We start from the raw sequence: 16,349 nt of genomic DNA on the forward strand, positions 1-16,349 counted from the left end.
TATGGAACAGATCCCTTCCTTTTCCAGCCAAGGTGCGGTTAATACTGCCGCACCCGCCACAACGCAAACTATCCAAACACCGGCGCAACCTTTACCCGTTGGACAAAGCCTTGTGCAAGTCAGCACCGCGCTTGCGGGTATTATTGTACTGATCATTGTTGCAATGTGGCTTTTCCGCCGTTTTGGCTTTGCTCGCGGTACATTTAAAGCTAATCAAGCACAACTCACGGTTAAAGCGAGCTGTTCATTAGGTACCAAAGAGCGTGTTGTCGTTGTTGAAATCGAGCAGGAATGGCTTGTATTAGGGGTTACGGCATCGCAGATTAATCTGTTACACACCTTACCCATTCCTAATCATGCCTCGCAGGAAGCGCCTATACCACCTTCTTCACCGTTATTTATTCAATTATTACAAAAAACGCTAAAGCGAGATAAAGGCAACTCATAATGCATCAGTGTGTCTCTTATTTTAACGCATTAAAGCGCTGGCCTCTCTTCGCTAGTGTCCTTATTTTGTCACTATTGCCAAGCCATGCGTTTGCTCAATTCCCCAGTGTTATTTCACACCCATTACCGGGAGGTGGCCAAAGCTGGTCATTGCCAGTACAAACACTGATTTTTATCACAGCCCTAGGTTTTATTCCCGCCGTATTACTGATGATGACGAGTTTTACTCGGATTATCATTGTGCTGGGTTTATTGCGTAATGCGTTAGGTACACCTTCTGCTCCCCCTAACCAAGTGGTACTGGGTCTTGCGCTATTTATGACATTTTTTATTATGGCACCGGTGTTTGATAAAATTTATCAAGATGCTTATCTCCCTTTTAGTGAAGATAAAATCACTTTTGAACAAGCACTCGATAATGGCTCACAACCACTGCGCCAGTTTATGATGCAACAAACGCGCGAAACCGATCTTGCACTTTTTGCTCGTCTTGCTGATGCCCCCGCATTTGAAACACGCGATAGCGTACCTATGCGAATTTTAGTACCTGCTTATATTACCAGTGAGCTAAAAACCGCTTTTCAAATTGGTTTTATGATTTTTATCCCTTTTCTCATCATAGACTTAGTCGTTGCCAGCGTCTTGATGGCACTCGGTATGATGATGGTGCCACCCGCCACCGTTTCACTGCCTTTTAAACTCATGTTATTTGTATTAGTCGATGGCTGGCAGTTAATACTTGGCTCATTGGCTCAAAGCTTTTTTAACTAGCAAAGAGGTTCTTTATGACGCCTGAATCTGTTTTAGCATTAGGAACGGAAGCGATGAAAATTGCCTTATCCCTTGCTGGACCTCTATTATTGTCTGCACTGGTTACCGGTTTAGTAATAAGCATGCTGCAAGCAGCAACACAAATAAACGAAATGACACTGTCGTTTATTCCTAAGATCCTTGCTGTATTAGCGGCTATTTTAGTCGCAGGCCCGTGGATGCTCAGTTTGTTATTAGACTATATGCATAACTTATTTACTGGCATTCCAGGAATGATTGGCTAATAACAATGATAACCTTGACCAGTGAAATACTTAATGGCTACATCAGTGATTTTTTCTGGCCATTTGTGCGTATTTTGGCACTCTTTAGTACCGCGCCTTTGTTTAGTGAAAAACAGACACCTAAAAAATTTCGTATTGGACTCGCCTTTTTAACCACGGCGTTAATTGCACCAGGGCTACCGCAAAGTCAAGTACCTCTCTTTTCTATCATGGCTTTTTGGGTACTGATCCAACAAATTTTAATTGGCACAATTTTAGGCTTATCTATGCAGTTAGCTTTTGCTTCTGTACGTCATGCAGGAGAAGTGATTGGTTTACAGATGGGGCTGTCATTTGCGACTTTCGTCGATCCTTCAGGTGGCCCGAATATGCCTATTCTTGCTCGTATCTTTAACATGTTAACCATGTTGCTTTTTATGGTGTTTGATGGGCATTTATGGCTGTTATCAGTATTAGCAGATACTTTCTATGTTGTTCCTATTGGAAATCAGACCTTTAATTCATTGGGTATCCTTACTTTAGTACAAAGTGGTGGCACTATATTTATTAACGGGATGATGTTAGCCATGCCATTAATCACTCTACTATTAGTACTCAACCTTTCATTAGGTATTTTAAACCGTATGACACCACAGCTTTCTGTTTTTGTGGTCGGTTTCCCTCTTACCCTCACGATCGGTATGTTGGCGTTATCACTGATTATGCCAGCATTACCTGTGTTTACTGAGCGCGTCTTTAGCGATACATTCAATCGTATTACCTTAATATTGCAGCAATTAGTTTCTTGAAAAACCTGATGATTGAGATTGTGTTATCTATTTTTCCATTGGCTAATTAAATTTAATCTGCTTTTTGTCACTTGTTTTGTTTATTCCACAATTAATATATCATTTGCTATAAACCAGTGATGAATAAAGTCAGCTAGATAACTTAATATTCGTGCTAAAGGATCAGCACGGGCACTTACTGCTACTGCGACTAAAGTCATGCATAAACCTTGTACTGACTTCATTCGTTACAGATAAAAAAATCCCCTGATAAATATCGGGGGATAATCGCTTATTTTATAGAATAAGATGCTATTTACTATTGTGACTAAATTAACGATACATCTTAAACATCGACATCTCTTTCATGTCATTAAAGACTTTATAAGATGCCTGTAATACCGACTCTTCTTGATAATAATCTGAAATTGCTTGTGTCCAATCTAAGTCACGTAACTCACTTAAGCGTTTAGCATTTCTTAATGAGGTATCTGCACCTAAATCATCTAAATTATCAAGTTCTTGAAGCTGTAAACCTAATTTAGCTTCCACACTAGAAATATTATTTAATGTGGCGCGATTAACACGGTTAGCCGTATTAATCTTATCTAATGCAGCATCACGATCAGCTTGTGGTTTTCCAACTAGAGGTTCACGTAGTGCACTGATGGCTTCATCTAAGGCATTAAAAATATCTGGCTCTGTGCCTTTTCCTCCCGATGATTGTAACGTTTCTATCCCTGTAAAGTTGGATACCATTTCAATATTACTATCAACTTTTTGAGTAATTTGCTTGTCTCCACCTTGGTAGGTGATTTTACCCGTTTTGTCAGCAACAAAAGGTGGTTTATCTGTTTGGAAACCAGCAAAAACATAACGTCCAACACCATCTTTCGTATTGCCAATCCCCACTAACTGATCTTTTAAACCACTTAATTGTTCCGCAAGAGAGGCACGATCTTCATCACTTAATGCGCCATCATTACCGGCAGCCACTAATGTTTCTTGAATTTTTGTGGTGATATTGACCATTTGGCTTGAAAGGCTCATTTGCAATGACATGCTGTTTTTAGCAAATCCACGTGCTGTCGCATATTGCTGATTACGCGCTTCAGATTGCTTAACCATTACCGCTTGTGAGGCCGCCATCGGATCATCAGAAGGTTTTTCAACACGTCGACCACTGGAAATTTTATTCCCTTCTGTCATCCATCTACTTTGCGAGCTAGTAATATTATCCACTCGCTGAGTGTAAATTTGATTTGAACTTAAACGCACGATTTATTCCTTAATCAAAGAGGGTTTATAAGACCTGCATAATCGCATCAAACATGGTATTTGCAGTTTGAATAACTTTTGCATTTGCCATGTAATACTCTTGGATACGATACATTTCGCCGTATTCTTCATCCAAGTTGACCCCTGAAACCGATTGTTGCTGTGTTAAAATACTGCTGGTGATCGCATTTTGCGCATCATAATCAACTTGCGCAGTATTCACTTTATTACCCACCATACTTATTAGTGAGCCATAACCACCAGCAATTGTTGCTTTACCATCGATAAGTTTTTCATCGGGTAATTCGAACAATTTTTTCATGTTCTCATTATCACTAGGTCCAGAGTCTTTTGTACCCGCGGCAGCTATTTTGCTTGGATCGCTGATTGCAACACTCATTCCTGCAATCACGTTGCCTACAGATTGAACAACGATAGAATCGCCCTCTTGTGCAGCTCCATTGACTTTGATGCTCATTCCTTCGAATTCTAATTCACCCGTTGTTGCATTAGGTGTTGCTGTAAATTTACGATTCCCCGGCTCTACAGTGACATTCCATTTACCACCTTCATACTTAACCGTATAATCCGCAGCTTTAACTTCTCTTGTGTCAGTGTATTTGACATCGAAAGTCGCATCACCTTTGTTCTTACCATTAGGCATGGTATGTGCCCCACCTAGGTTGAAGAACTTATCACCTTTATCGCCGTTTAAATCAAAACCTTGCTCATGTTGTTTATTAAATTGATCGCCCAACACTAAAGCTAATTGGTTTAATTGATTTCGGCTGGCATCTAATACTTCATTACGGCTACGGTAAGCGCCACCTAATTCACCGCCATTAATACGTTTAGCATCAACTTCACGGACTTCATCAATACCGTTGCTATAACCAACAACAAGGCGTTCACTGTTTTTACTGGAAGGAATAGCAGAGACTTCATAAGAGCGCGTCCCTGCAACAAGAGGAAGACCATTGGCAAAGCTGACATTAACAAACCCGCCATCTTGTTGGGTCACTTGTACATCAACTAGCGTATTTAGCTCTTGAATTAAGCGGTCGCGTTGGTCGAGCAGATCATTAGGCTCGGCACCATTAAAACCTTGTGAGCGGCTAATTTCTTGATTTAATTTAGCTATCTGCTTGGAATATTCATTAATATTCTTAGTGGTATTAGTGACTTGGCTATTAATGTCTTTTTCGAGATCGCGTAATGATTGATCCGCTTTGTTAAACATATTCACCATTGCTTCCGCTTTACCCAGTATGGTGGTACGAGCTGGGTTATCTTCCGCATTGTTCGTTACATTAGGTAAGCTGGTAAAGAAGTCATCAATTGCACTGGAAACATCATTGCCTTTATCCGCTAATAAATTATTTATTTGCGAGATATTTTTGTTATAGCTATTTAAAGCACTCTGTTTTGTTACCGCACGATTCATTTGCCCCGCTAGGAACTCATTATATTCGCGATGAATACGACTCACATTAACACCATTTCCAATATAACCATTACTGGTCATCGTGCCACCGTTTTCATTAAATACGGTCATTTGACGGTTATACCAATTTACTTTTTGGTTAGCGATATTATTACTAATTGTGCTCATCGCAGCTTGTGCTGCATTAAGCCCGCTCATCGCTGTATTAATTAAATTGTTGGACATTTGTCTATCCTTTTACGTTTAGTCATCTCCTGTATGTTCGGAGCATAACTAGGCAATTGATATGGATGCTCTGCTATTTGTTATCGGTTATTCCCCCCTAAACTTGAGGGGAGAATAGTTAAAAGAGTTCACTTAAATCATGCGTATAAGTTTTCGCAACTTGCTCACCCTGTCCCTTTAATTGCCCTATAATAGAAACAAGTTTTTTGGCATACCCCGGATCGGTTGCATAACCGGCTTCTTGAATATGATAAGCAGCCTGTTCTGGTGTTTTGGCTTGCGGTACTTTGGCATAGCGCGGGCTTTCCGTAAGCAATCTTAGATAATCTTGGATAGCCTCCACATAAGAGCCGTAGACACGGAAATTATCACGCATCTTGATCGATTTACCGTCAATCACTTCCGTTGTCATAATATTAGTGACAGGCCCTTTCCAATAACGCCCCGCTTTAATACCAAACAGGTTGTAGCTCGGTTTTCCATCACCCGTTAAAATTTCTCGTTTACCCCAGCCAGATTCTAGTGCCGCTTGTGCTACAACTAAAAGATGATGAATACCTGTACCTTGTGTCGCTTGTTTAGCAGGCCCTAACAATTTAGCGGCAAAAGAAGCGCTACTTTCAGACAGTCCTTTTAACTTGCCTACCGTACTTTCAACTGCATTTTGTAACGGTTGCATCGCACGATAGAGCTGGCCTAATGCTTGTGTTGGCATTGATTGAAAAATATCACTGCTGTCTAATGGCATCGGCGTTTTACCGGCCAGTTCGCTCGGTTCCATCGTTACTTTAGCTGATAGTTGTTTTTCAATCATGTCAGCAAACCCCAAGCCTTTTTTGGATAAATCTTGAGCAATTTGCTGATCATAAAGAGAGGTGTACATTTTAGTGCTTTCTGAATTGAACATACTCTCTTGTGGAATAGCTTCACGCATACTTTTTAACATCATTTGCACAAAAACCCCCTCAAGTTGCTGCGCCACTTGGCGCAGCCCTTGCTGATCGGCATTTTGTCCAACCTGATATTTAAGTTTATTCAATGCGTTACTATCATATGCCGGCGTTGAAATATTCGGCATTGAAGAAAGCAGAGATAACTCTTTCATCAGATAATCTCCAATCTCGCCCGTAAACAACCCGCACTTTCCATCGCTTGTAATATCGACATGAGATCTGTTGGGGTCGCACCTAGCGCATTGAGTGAACGGATCACTTCATTGAGGCTAGCACTGGCGTTGACTTTTTGTAATGAACCACCCTTTTCATTGACATTAACACTCGTATTACGTGACACAACCGTACTGCCACCTGCAAAAGGAGTATTCGGTTGACTCACATTCACTTGGCTATCTACCGTAACAGATAAGTTGCCTTGTGCGATGGCACAGCTACCTAATACCACATCACGGTTCATTACAACGGAACCTGTTCTTGCATTGATAATCACTTTAGCATCAGCAATAACTCGTTTTACCTCAAGGTTTTGCACATCTGCTAAGAAACGAACTTGTTCACTTTTACCAAGAGGTACACGTAATTGCACCGTACGGGCATCAAGAGGAAGCGCCGTTCCTACCCCTCGTAGTTTATTAATCGCATCAGCAATACTTTGTGCTAGCGTGAAGTTTTCTTCGTTAAGCTGTAAGTTTAATAATCCCGTTTGACCAAACTGAGAAGGTAACTCACGCTCAATAATGGCACCGTTACTAATACGTCCACCCGCTAATTGATTGACTTTTACGCTGCTGCCCCCCGCAGAAGCACCAGAGCCACCGACAATAATATTCCCTTGGGCTACCGCATAAACCTGACTATCTACCCCTTTAAGTGGGGTCATCAGTAACGTACCACCTCGTAAACTTTTGGCATTACCTAATGAAGAAACAACCACATCGATAGATTGCCCAGTACGACCAAAAGGAGGTAGTTTTGCTGTCACCATCACTGCCGCGACGTTTTTTAACTGCATATTGGTGCCCGCAGGTACGGTGATCCCCAATTGTGAGAGCATGTTATTTAGACTTTGCGTGGTAAAAGGTGTTTGCATGGTTTGGTCACCCGTACCATCGAGGCCGACAACCAAACCATAACCAATCAGCGCATTTTCTCTTACCCCTTCAACCGAAGTAAGATCTCTGATCCGTTCGGCATGGGCAGAAAAGCCGACACATGTCATCACGATAAAGAAAAGGCTAATCGCTAATTTTTTCATCTAGATCCTACTCGTTAAAAAGGTGATACATTTAAGAAGAAACGTTGTAGCCATCCCATGGATTGCGCTTCATTAATATAACCGTCTCCGATATATTCAATACGCGCATCAGCAACTTGGGTTGAATTTACCGTGTTTGAGCCACTGATAGTGCGCGGATTCACAACGCCTGAAAATCGAATAAATTCAGTACCTTGGTTTATCGCAATTTGTTTTTCACCCACAACGTGTAGATTGCCATTTGCCAATAACTGATCAACCGTTACCGTAATGGTGCCTTTAAAGGTGTTATTTGCATTAGCACCACCTTTACCACCGAACTCACTGTTTCCTTCCATGCCCATATCAGTACGGCTATTCCCTAATAATCCTTCTAAGAACCTTGGTGTAATAGAAGCAAGGAAACCGGCTTTACCATTGCGACTGGCATTCGCCGACGAGTTTTTACTGGCACTGACATTTTCTTGCAAGGTGATAGTCAATGTATCGCCAATATTTCGCGGTCGCCTATCTTCAAATAATGGCTGATAACCAAAATAAACCGGCTGGGTAGCCTGAAAAATAGAGCCATTAGGTGCTGGTGTGGTAGGCGCAGTAGGTATTGCCGTGGTGTGTCCTTCAACCAATGGTTTTTTCGGTATCTGAGCGCACCCTGCTAGTGTCAGTACCAACAGGGCGGTACCTAAACGTTGATGACGACGCCATCTGACACTAAGCTTGCTTGCCCCAGAATTGTCAGTAATGACCTTTGTATCCATCTTCGATACTCTTTTAGTAATACGCCTGACAGAAATTCTGTCAGGCAAATGAATCAACGAAATTAGAGTTGCGTGAGTTTCTGTAACATCTGATCAGAAGTTGAAATCGCTTTACTATTAATTTCATAAGCACGCTGAGTTTGGATCATATTGACCAATTCTTCCGCGACATTAACGTTAGAGGTTTCAACATATCCCTGATATAACAAGCCTGCACCGTTAATACCCGGCGCATTTTCAGTGGGTGCTCCGGAGCTGGCTGTTTCTAAGTACAGATTTTCCCCAACACTTTCTAACCCGCTATCATTAATAAATGTGGTGAGGGTTAATTGTCCTACTTGTTGAGGTGCAGGCGATCCTTCAATCTCCACACTGACAATACCATCACGACCTACCATCACCTTTTTAGCGGTTTCTGGCAAAATAATCGCTGGGACGATTTGAAAGCCACTGGAGGTCACTAATTGCCCATTTTGGTCCATTTGAAAAGAGCCATCACGAGTATAAGCATCCGTACCATCAGGTAATTGAACATGGAAAAAACCTTGCCCTTTGATAGCAACATCACGCGTACCATTAGTTTGGGCTAAATTACCTTGGCTATGTAAACGTTCTGTCGCCACTGGGCGAACACCAGTACCAATTTGTAAACCAGAAGGCGCATTCGTCTGCTCGGATGTCATCGCTCCCGGTTGACGAATAGTTTGATAGAGTAAATCCTCAAAAACCGCACGCTGGCGTTTAAAACCATTTGTGCTGACGTTTGCGAGGTTGTTGGAAATCACATCCATGTTAGTTTGTTGTGCATCCAACCCTGTTTTAGCAATCCATAAAGAACGGATCATGGTTTTCCCCTTACACTATTTAACTCATTGATAGCAATTGGTTAGCGCGCTGCGCATTATCATCTGCACTGTGGATCACCTTCATTTGCATTTCGAAACGGCGGGCATTGGCAATCATATCGACCATAGCTTCAGCAGGATTGACGTTGCTACCTTCTAATACACCAGCAAGGACTTTGACGTTATCGTCCGCAGGTAACGTTTCACCCACTCGTGCTGTACCTTGAGGTGATAGGTGAAATAGACCATCATCGCCTCGTACCAAATCATTTTGTTCTGGCTTCACCATTTTTAGGCGACCAATTTGCCCTAGCATTTTTGGTGGATCGGTAGGGACATGAGCCGTGACAATGCCGTTATTAGCAATGCTAATTTCCGCTTGTGGTGGCACTTCAATTGCGCCATTATCGCCCATCAAAAGACGGCCTTGTACCATCAACATGCCATCAGCGTTACGCTCAATATTGCCGTTTCGGGTATACGCTTGCGTACCATCTTCAAGTTGAACAGCCAAATAGCCATTATCACTTAAAGCAACGTCCATCGGTCTGCCGGTGTAATTCATCGTTCCCTGACGCTGATCACTACCGGGCGTTGACGCGACGGTAAGTGTACGCGTCGGTAAGGTTTCGCCATTGATAGGTACGGCTCGCATCGCACTAAGTTGCGCTTTAAACCCTGGTGTTGATGCATTTGCTAAATTGTTCGCCACGACAGCTTGGTTTTCCATTGAGTGTCTGGCACCGCCCATCGCGGTATAAATCACATGATCCATAACAGATGATTTCCTGCGTTATTAGCGCATGCTAACTAGTGTTTGCAGGATCTGATCCTGAGTTTTGATAGTCTGCGCATTAGATTGATAGTTACGTTGAGCAACAATCATGTTAACTAACTCTTGGCTCATATCTACGTTAGAGGCTTCTAAGGCATTGTTGGTTAATTTACCGAATACGCCAGAGCCTGCCACACCAACAATGGGTGAGCCTGAACCATTGGTTTCAGACCACATATTGTCACCTTGTGAACTTAAGCCACCAGGATTGGCAAAGTTAGCTAATGCGATTTGACCAACCACTTGGCTTTGTTGGTTTGAGTAGGTCGCCATAATGGAACCATCTGGCTCAATACGGAAATTGGTAAATTCCCCTGCTTGATAACCATTTTGCGCGAGTTTAGAGACACTTGATTCAGCGACTTTTTGCTGCGTACTACCACTAAAGTTCATTTCCATATCCATGGGTTGTGAACCTTTATAAGCAACGGTAGTAAAGTTTTTCAGCTTAGGTGCTGTTTCATCTAGTACCCCGTTATCCTTATAAACTAATTTACCCAGATCTTGTGCTGGCTCACCTGTTGTGGTGTCTTGAGCATAAACACTCCATTCGTTATCTTTGGTTTTAACAAAGAATAAGTTCAGGTTATGTTCATTACCTAAGCTATCGTAGGTTGTCACGTTAGTACTAAAGTTATAAGAATCGTTATCTTTGGGATCAAATTTATGTGTTGTTTGATCGATAGCCTCTTCAGCTGAATTCAAGTTAACCGTCATATCCATTTTATCGGTTGCACTTGCATTCATCATATCGGTAGGAATAATGATAGGCGTTGGTGTTGCCCCTTTTTGTACTACATTTTTACCGTCTACGTTTTGTACTGGATAACCTGTAATACGCATGCCTTGCATATTAGTGAGATAGCCGTTTTTATCTTTGCCAAATTCACCATTACGTGAATAGAAAACGCCACCGTTACTATCTTCAATACGGAAGAAACCACCACCAGAAATCGCCACATCGGTTGGGCGGTTAGTAGTAGTGATACTACCATCTTTAAAGTTTTGGCTAATGCCTGATACTTTTACACCAAGCCCTGCACCAGAGCCGGCAAAAACATCGGCAAAAGAGACTGTTGCCCCCTTAAAACCGTAGGTTGCAGAGTTTGAGATATTATTACCAATAGTATCTAAATTAGCGGCTGCTGCATTTAAACCACTGACTGCTTGAGAAAAGGACATGCGCCCTCCATTATTGAATTAATGTTGATTAAAAAACTTTACGAATTTCGTCCAATGAAACGATGACACCGAGGCCAACATCAAGATGAGGTTTTCCCTCTTTCATAGAAACGGAATTGACTATCGCACTTTTAAGTGTTTTTACTGGAACTTGAGCATCATTAAATGTGGCATTTACTGTAAATTGATATTTTCCAGTAGGAACTTTATTACCATCATCATCAGTGCAATCCCAAAAGAAGTGATAAACATCCGGCAGAATTTTTGAATTCATTTCGATCGTGCGAACTTTAGCCCCACTACTATCAGTAATATTGACTGTAAGCGTATCTATTGGACTAAAGGATTCAAAACCAAAAGCGCTGGAGAAGATATTTTCATTATCTGTCGCATCAGTAGATGCACGTAACTTACCTAATTTAGTATCAGGTGTTGTATCTGTATCTTTATCTGTATCAGATCCAGCGTTTTCACCATTATTAATCTTATCAACGCTGATTTCATTACCGGCAATCATCACCATATGATTAACCAATGAGGTCGCACGTAATGCCTGACTTTGGTCAATTTGCCCAACAATAGTATTGACTGTTTTATTTAGCGTCTCTATCCCTTCAACCGTAGAAATCTGTGCTAACTGTGACGTTAACTCATTATTCTGCATTGGATTGGTGGGATCTTGGTTTTGCATCTGCGTGATAAGCAACGTCAGGAAATTACCTTTAATATCATCACTCCCCCCTTTTTTAGTGTGGTAGGATGAAGGCGCTTCCCCGATAATGGTATTATCAGTAGGTTCATTCATTGAGGCAGAAATACCCACAATTTATTCTCCCTATTGACCTATCATTAACGTTTTTTGCATCAGCGATTTCGCTGTATTCATCACTTCAACGTTAGCCTGATAACTTCTTGACGCCGAAATGGTGTTGATCATTTCACCGACTACATCGACATTAGGCTTACGCACATAGCCTTTTTCATCTGCAAATGGATTTCCTGGCTGGTATTCCATACGAAAGGGTGTCGGATCATCCACTACTTGCGTAACATGAACACCACCAATATCTTGACCCGCTGGCGCATTCACTTGGAAAACCACTTGTTTTGCACGGTAAGGTTCACCATCAGGCCCCACAACGCTATCTACGTTGGCCATATTACTTGCACTGACGTTTAAACGTTGTGATTGTGCTGAAAGTGCAGAACCTGAAATATCGAAAATACTAAATAAAGACATACTCTTTATCCTTGTTGCAATACAGCCATCATGCTTTTAACTTGAGAGTTAATAAATGTCACATCTGCCTGATATTTAACGCTATTATCGGCAAAATTGCTCCGTTCCATATCCATATCGACCGTGTTACCATCCATCGATGTTTGATGAGGAACCCGATAAAGCAAATCAGCCTCTAAGCGATAACCGGGCTTAATGGGAATATGGCGTTCTGATGTCATTGTCAGTTGCAATCCATGACTACCAGTACGCCCATTTTCCATGGTTTTTTTCAACTCAGCCGCGAAATCAATATCCCGTGCTTGGAAGCCTGGCGTATCAGCATTAGCAATATTTGCCGCCAAAATTTCTTGGCGTTTATTACGTAGTGAAAGCGCTTCTTGTTGAAAATGAAACGTATTTTCTAATTTATCGAGCATCTTCTATCCTTGGTGGCTAAACCACTCACCTCAGCTGATAAAACAATTTCAGTTAACAGAATAAACGCTCAAAAAAAAGATGATTGGAGGAATAGGGGTAAATTGAATTGCTATTTATGCGTTTAAGGTATGTGAAGAGGATGTACACTATTTTGGCTAAATAAGTTTAACCACACCATTAGCATAAACTTTATAAGGTGATACAAACTATGTCTGTTAGAACGTTTATCGGTGTTATTTCTTTTTTCTTTATAGTAAATAGCGGTATAGCCAATCCCCTACCCGAAGCGCTACAGCAATTTTTCCAAACGCGCCACCACAAAGACGATAAAGTCACCGTAACCGTTTTAACCCCAGAGGATAAATGGCCACATTGCCAACAACAAGAAATCCTACAGCATGCAGGCTCTCGCAACTGGGGACGTCTTTCTATCCCCATTCAGTGCGATAATCAACGTCGTTTTATACAAGTAGATGTGAGTGTTTATGGACAATATTTAGTCGCTAAAAAAGAGATTAATCGTGATGATGTAATAACAAAATCTTCGATTAAGATCATAAAAGGAGATTTAGAAAAGCTACCTTATGACGTGTTAAGAGATGCTGTTTTTATTAAAAATGCCATTGCTATGCGCCATATTGCGACCGAAAAACCAATAACATCAACTATGGTTCGTCGCCCTTGGGCCATTTTAGCGGGGCAGACTGTAACGGTTTTTGCACAAGGTGATCACTTTCAAATCCGTTATGAAGGAAAAGCGATTAACAATGCCGTTGCCAATGAAAGTATTCGTATACGGGTCAAATCAGGGCAAATTATTACTGGTGAAGCGCTGGAAAATGGCTCTGTACGTATCCCCTTGTAATACATTAAAGATAACAATTAAAGGTAACGATAAGCAGAATAAGCCTATATTAAATGACTTGTTAACCGTTTTAATGATAGCAAGGCAAGGTAAACTCTCTTGCACTATAAGTTGAATAAAAACGCTGCTTGTAGACTAGTGCTAATGAGTACGCTACAGCTTGAAGTATGACGAGAAAATACTCTAAATAATTCAAGTTGTAGCTAGGCGGCAAGCGAATGAGTTGCTAGGAGCATACATAAGTATGTGACTAGTGCGAATGAGTGACGCCAACAACGCTACAGCTTGAAGTATGACGAGTAAGATAACATTAAAGTTTATATCTACACTGCCGATATAAAGCTACAAGATGATAGGCGAAAACACATAGGTTGTTTACAATGGCTTCATCTGACGATTAATTGATGCCTAACAAAGGATTTTCCTATGAGTATTGAACGCACAAATCCACTTATCCCAATCACGGCCATTTCTCAGCGTAACCTTAATGAAGGTGCCCAAGAAGCACGAAAAACCGGTAATACGCAAACAAAAGCAATGGCAGGTGATACTTCTGTGAAACTAAGTGAAGCACAGAAAAAATTAGTTCAACCTAGCAATCAAGACATCAATGTCGAGAAAGTTGCCCGTTTAAAAGCAGCGATTGCCGATGGAACATTAACAATGGACAGTAGCAAAATTGCGGAAGCACTTTTCCGAGAAGCTGCTGAAAGCATAACTAAATAATATTAAAGATTATGATGGAAGAACTCCGCCAGACCTTAGATCTTCAGTTATCACAGCTCAATACCATTGCGAGTATTTTACGTGCTGAGCAACAGTTATTATGTGCAGGAAGTATTGATATCAATAAGCTGCATGAACTAACTGAACAGAAGAATTTTGTATTAACAGCCCTAGGTCATACCGATCAAAAACGTCAAATACTCAGTAAACAAGTCGGTATTGATAGACCCTATCAAGGACAGCCTTTTTTAGCTGATTTATGGGGGCAACTGGTTGATCTAACGGAAGAGTTAAAACATCTTAATCAACACAATGGCTTATTGTTAGAGCAACATATTACTCGCAATAGTGAAACGCTACATTTTCTACAGAAAAATCATAGCCCAACACTTTATGGTGCAGATGGGCAAGCACAGCGTTCAATATTAGCTGGGCGAAAAATACAAATATAATTTTCTTTTATAATTAAAGAATAGTCCCTGTATTATCTCAATATAATACAGGGAGTATTTTATTTAATATATTGATTTATATGTAACAACCTTCAGATAAATATTGAATTAGCGTTAGGATTTAAATCGATAGTAATAATTAAAATAGCCTTATTTGTATTCAGTATAATCTATAATAGTTGATCTACCTAATTTATATTTTGTTCCCCCCTCTAATCTTAATCCCTCTGTTCCTATTAACAAGTTTTTACCTTCAATATCAACTTTATCATCATTTAATTGTAATATAACATGACCATCCCCCTGGATTTTACCACCAAGAGATATACTATCCTCAGCGACAATATGAAAAACACTATTATACGACAATGATATATTACCTATTCCTATGGTTCCTAGGGTTCCTACTCTTCCATATAAATAACTATCATCAATATTAAATGTTCTATCTAAAAGCAACGTATCCGCTTTCATAAATAGAATACTATTTTTAACATTAAATGATGAATTATTAAGATAAGAAGAATAATTATAAACCATTACTTTTGATTGTTTCGTCCCATCATAAGCTGTTCTATATAAATTATCATCTTGATTTATATTTATGTTTCCTATGTTAATCAAGTTATAAGACTCATGATTTAGTGACAAAGTATTTATATTACCATGATTATAAATATCACCCTTTTTTGTTTTTATTATTAAATATCGACTATTTATTCCTGCCTCTGTCCTTAACAAAAAATGGCTGTATTTATTATAATCATTTTTAGCTCCAAGATTAAACTCACTTAACCCCATATCAAAACGAATATATTCAGCATTTAAATCACCTTTAATCAAGTCTATATCATTAGAGATAATATTTATTATTCCAGATGAAATATCTTTATAATTGCGATGAATATGCATATGTTCATTTTTATCTAATTTATTTCTCATATCAAAAACAACACTCGAATCTATACCAGCTATAGTGAATGTCTTAGAAAATTTCCCTGTACTGCTTCCAGTAATTAACTTAACATCATCAATTCCAGAGAAAGAACAATCATGACAAATAATTCCATTAGGATTAGCTATAACCACTGTCGCCTTTTTTCCTTGTAACTCAAGCTCACCTCTTAGAATTGAAAACTCTTTAGAAACAACCTCATTAATAATTAATTCTGCTTCAGCATTATTTTTTAATGATAAACCAAAATCACCAACATCAAGACGATCATAATAGATATGGGCGGTACCATCTTGATTAGTATTTATCACTTCAATTTGTGTTTTCCCTGTGTCATCATTAATAGATACTTTTGCATCTGATAATGAATCAGCATGTAAAATAACATCTTGATGAGCATAACAAGATAATGAAATAAATACAGATAACAGTGAGACAGTAAATAGAGCGTTTTTTTTCATGGACATTTCCTTTGGTTTTAAAACTGATTATCATAATTAGCACAAGGAACAATTAATTTTAAAAAAAATCCATATAAAAAACATATAGACAAAGCATTAAAAAAACATATAAATAATATATTAACGATTAAGTATTTATATTAAAAAATACAAATAATATCTTTAAATATTAATAATAAGATA

General features: G+C 39.8%; 19 protein-coding genes. 7 read left to right on the top strand and 12 right to left on the bottom strand.

Features of this window, described 5'->3' with window-relative positions; all coding sequences use genetic code 11:
* The first annotated feature begins 1 nt into the window (after position 1).
* Genes fliO through fliR form a run of 4 tightly spaced genes read left to right on the top strand, consistent with a single transcriptional unit; the run spans position 2 to position 2,290 of the window.
* Positions 2 to 448, top strand: coding sequence for a flagellar biosynthetic protein FliO (gene fliO, locus AACV00_RS09915; protein ID WP_004243522.1), 447 nt, complete (start codon positions 2 to 4; stop codon positions 446 to 448).
* A complete protein-coding gene (gene fliP / locus AACV00_RS09920; protein ID WP_004248331.1) occupies positions 448 to 1,218 on the top strand; it encodes a flagellar type III secretion system pore protein FliP in 771 nt (256 codons plus the stop codon). The genes fliO and fliP overlap by 1 nt, the downstream gene beginning before the upstream one ends.
* Positions 1,219 to 1,232: 14 nt before the next feature.
* The gene (gene fliQ, locus AACV00_RS09925; RefSeq protein WP_004243524.1) at positions 1,233 to 1,502 is read left to right on the top strand and encodes a flagellar biosynthesis protein FliQ; all 270 of its coding nucleotides are present in this window, start codon (positions 1,233 to 1,235) and stop codon (positions 1,500 to 1,502) included.
* Positions 1,503 to 1,507: 5 nt separating this feature from the next.
* On the top strand, positions 1,508 to 2,290 hold the full coding sequence (gene fliR, locus AACV00_RS09930) for a flagellar biosynthetic protein FliR (RefSeq protein WP_004243525.1): 783 nt from the start codon (positions 1,508 to 1,510) through the stop codon (positions 2,288 to 2,290).
* Positions 2,291 to 2,602: 312 nt separating this feature from the next.
* On the opposite strand, the gene flgL is transcribed toward fliR, so the two are convergent.
* The 11 genes from flgL to flgB all read right to left on the bottom strand — a co-directional run bounded on the left by flgL (position 2,603) and on the right by flgB (position 12,706).
* Positions 2,603 to 3,547 (bottom strand): flagellar hook-associated protein FlgL, encoded by a 945-nt coding sequence (flgL, locus tag AACV00_RS09935; RefSeq protein WP_004243527.1) that lies wholly within the window; start codon positions 3,545 to 3,547, stop codon positions 2,603 to 2,605.
* Positions 3,548 to 3,572: 25 nt separating this feature from the next.
* A complete protein-coding gene (gene flgK, locus AACV00_RS09940; RefSeq protein WP_004248337.1) occupies positions 3,573 to 5,216 on the bottom strand; it encodes a flagellar hook-associated protein FlgK in 1,644 nt (547 codons plus the stop codon).
* A 118-nt stretch (positions 5,217 to 5,334) separates the two neighbouring features.
* Positions 5,335 to 6,321: a flagellar assembly peptidoglycan hydrolase FlgJ gene (gene flgJ, locus AACV00_RS09945; protein ID WP_004243530.1), complete on the bottom strand. Its 987-nt coding sequence runs from the start codon at positions 6,319 to 6,321 to the stop codon at positions 5,335 to 5,337.
* Positions 6,321 to 7,427, bottom strand: a complete 1,107-nt coding sequence (locus tag AACV00_RS09950; protein ID WP_004243531.1) for a flagellar basal body P-ring protein FlgI — start codon at positions 7,425 to 7,427, stop codon at positions 6,321 to 6,323. The genes flgJ and AACV00_RS09950 overlap by 1 nt, the downstream gene beginning before the upstream one ends.
* Before the next feature lie 14 nt (positions 7,428 to 7,441).
* The gene (locus AACV00_RS09955) at positions 7,442 to 8,185 is read right to left on the bottom strand and encodes a flagellar basal body L-ring protein FlgH (RefSeq protein ID WP_004243532.1); all 744 of its coding nucleotides are present in this window, start codon (positions 8,183 to 8,185) and stop codon (positions 7,442 to 7,444) included.
* Positions 8,186 to 8,247: 62 nt separating this feature from the next.
* Positions 8,248 to 9,030 carry a flagellar basal-body rod protein FlgG gene (gene flgG, locus AACV00_RS09960; protein WP_004243533.1) on the bottom strand — a complete coding sequence of 261 codons (783 nt, stop codon included), beginning with the start codon at positions 9,028 to 9,030 and terminating at the stop codon, positions 8,248 to 8,250.
* Between the two features lie 19 nt (positions 9,031 to 9,049).
* Entirely contained in the window at positions 9,050 to 9,805 is a 756-nt protein-coding gene (locus tag AACV00_RS09965) for a flagellar basal body rod protein FlgF (protein WP_004248338.1), read from the bottom strand.
* A 21-nt stretch (positions 9,806 to 9,826) separates the two neighbouring features.
* A complete protein-coding gene (flgE, locus tag AACV00_RS09970; RefSeq protein ID WP_004243535.1) occupies positions 9,827 to 11,047 on the bottom strand; it encodes a flagellar hook protein FlgE in 1,221 nt (406 codons plus the stop codon).
* A gap of 28 nt (positions 11,048 to 11,075) precedes the next feature.
* A complete protein-coding gene (locus AACV00_RS09975) occupies positions 11,076 to 11,870 on the bottom strand; it encodes a flagellar hook assembly protein FlgD (RefSeq protein WP_004248339.1) in 795 nt (264 codons plus the stop codon).
* Between the two features lie 12 nt (positions 11,871 to 11,882).
* A complete protein-coding gene (gene flgC, locus AACV00_RS09980) occupies positions 11,883 to 12,287 on the bottom strand; it encodes a flagellar basal body rod protein FlgC (protein WP_004243537.1) in 405 nt (134 codons plus the stop codon).
* 5 nt (positions 12,288 to 12,292) lie between these two features.
* Positions 12,293 to 12,706 carry a flagellar basal body rod protein FlgB gene (gene flgB, locus AACV00_RS09985; protein ID WP_004243538.1) on the bottom strand — a complete coding sequence of 138 codons (414 nt, stop codon included), beginning with the start codon at positions 12,704 to 12,706 and terminating at the stop codon, positions 12,293 to 12,295.
* A gap of 209 nt (positions 12,707 to 12,915) precedes the next feature.
* On the opposite strand from flgB, the gene flgA reads away from it, so the two are divergent.
* The 3 genes from flgA to AACV00_RS10000 all read left to right on the top strand — a co-directional run bounded on the left by flgA (position 12,916) and on the right by AACV00_RS10000 (position 14,750).
* The gene (gene flgA, locus AACV00_RS09990) at positions 12,916 to 13,572 is read left to right on the top strand and encodes a flagellar basal body P-ring formation chaperone FlgA (protein WP_004243539.1); all 657 of its coding nucleotides are present in this window, start codon (positions 12,916 to 12,918) and stop codon (positions 13,570 to 13,572) included.
* 426 nt (positions 13,573 to 13,998) lie between these two features.
* Positions 13,999 to 14,298, top strand: coding sequence for a flagellar biosynthesis anti-sigma factor FlgM (flgM, locus tag AACV00_RS09995; protein ID WP_004248342.1), 300 nt, complete (start codon positions 13,999 to 14,001; stop codon positions 14,296 to 14,298).
* A gap of 11 nt (positions 14,299 to 14,309) precedes the next feature.
* Positions 14,310 to 14,750 (top strand): flagella synthesis protein FlgN, encoded by a 441-nt coding sequence (locus tag AACV00_RS10000; protein WP_107336930.1) that lies wholly within the window; start codon positions 14,310 to 14,312, stop codon positions 14,748 to 14,750.
* A gap of 150 nt (positions 14,751 to 14,900) precedes the next feature.
* Here AACV00_RS10000 and AACV00_RS10005 read toward each other — a convergent pair whose 3' ends face one another.
* Positions 14,901 to 16,166, bottom strand: a complete 1,266-nt coding sequence (locus AACV00_RS10005) for a two-partner secretion domain-containing protein (RefSeq protein WP_104731697.1) — start codon at positions 16,164 to 16,166, stop codon at positions 14,901 to 14,903.
* Between the last annotated feature and the right edge of the window lie 183 nt (positions 16,167 to 16,349).

It is taken from the genome of Proteus sp. G3927 (assembly GCF_963894685.1).
In the GTDB taxonomy this organism is placed as follows: Bacteria; Pseudomonadota; Gammaproteobacteria; order Enterobacterales; family Enterobacteriaceae; genus Proteus; species Proteus mirabilis.

What these genes read in the sequence shown, in the direction of transcription:
- fliO (WP_004243522.1), top strand. Translation starts at nt 2, where the DNA reads ATGGAACAGATCCCTTCCTTTTCCAGCCAAGGTGCGGTTAATACTGCC.
- fliP (WP_004248331.1), top strand. Translation starts at nt 448, where the DNA reads ATGCATCAGTGTGTCTCTTATTTTAACGCATTAAAGCGCTGGCCTCTC.
- fliQ (WP_004243524.1), top strand. Translation starts at nt 1,233, where the DNA reads ATGACGCCTGAATCTGTTTTAGCATTAGGAACGGAAGCGATGAAAATT.
- fliR (WP_004243525.1), top strand. Translation starts at nt 1,508, where the DNA reads ATGATAACCTTGACCAGTGAAATACTTAATGGCTACATCAGTGATTTT.
- flgK (WP_004248337.1), bottom strand. Translation starts at nt 5,216, where the DNA reads ATGTCCAACAATTTAATTAATACAGCGATGAGCGGGCTTAATGCAGCA.
- flgJ (WP_004243530.1), bottom strand. Translation starts at nt 6,321, where the DNA reads ATGAAAGAGTTATCTCTGCTTTCTTCAATGCCGAATATTTCAACGCCG.
- AACV00_RS09950 (WP_004243531.1), bottom strand. Translation starts at nt 7,427, where the DNA reads ATGAAAAAATTAGCGATTAGCCTTTTCTTTATCGTGATGACATGTGTC.
- AACV00_RS09955 (WP_004243532.1), bottom strand. Translation starts at nt 8,185, where the DNA reads ATGGATACAAAGGTCATTACTGACAATTCTGGGGCAAGCAAGCTTAGT.
- flgG (WP_004243533.1), bottom strand. Translation starts at nt 9,030, where the DNA reads ATGATCCGTTCTTTATGGATTGCTAAAACAGGGTTGGATGCACAACAA.
- AACV00_RS09965 (WP_004248338.1), bottom strand. Translation starts at nt 9,805, where the DNA reads ATGGATCATGTGATTTATACCGCGATGGGCGGTGCCAGACACTCAATG.
- flgE (WP_004243535.1), bottom strand. Translation starts at nt 11,047, where the DNA reads ATGTCCTTTTCTCAAGCAGTCAGTGGTTTAAATGCAGCAGCCGCTAAT.
- flgC (WP_004243537.1), bottom strand. Translation starts at nt 12,287, where the DNA reads ATGTCTTTATTTAGTATTTTCGATATTTCAGGTTCTGCACTTTCAGCA.
- flgB (WP_004243538.1), bottom strand. Translation starts at nt 12,706, where the DNA reads ATGCTCGATAAATTAGAAAATACGTTTCATTTTCAACAAGAAGCGCTT.
- flgA (WP_004243539.1), top strand. Translation starts at nt 12,916, where the DNA reads ATGTCTGTTAGAACGTTTATCGGTGTTATTTCTTTTTTCTTTATAGTA.
- flgM (WP_004248342.1), top strand. Translation starts at nt 13,999, where the DNA reads ATGAGTATTGAACGCACAAATCCACTTATCCCAATCACGGCCATTTCT.
- AACV00_RS10000 (WP_107336930.1), top strand. Translation starts at nt 14,310, where the DNA reads ATGATGGAAGAACTCCGCCAGACCTTAGATCTTCAGTTATCACAGCTC.
- AACV00_RS10005 (WP_104731697.1), bottom strand. Translation starts at nt 16,166, where the DNA reads ATGAAAAAAAACGCTCTATTTACTGTCTCACTGTTATCTGTATTTATT.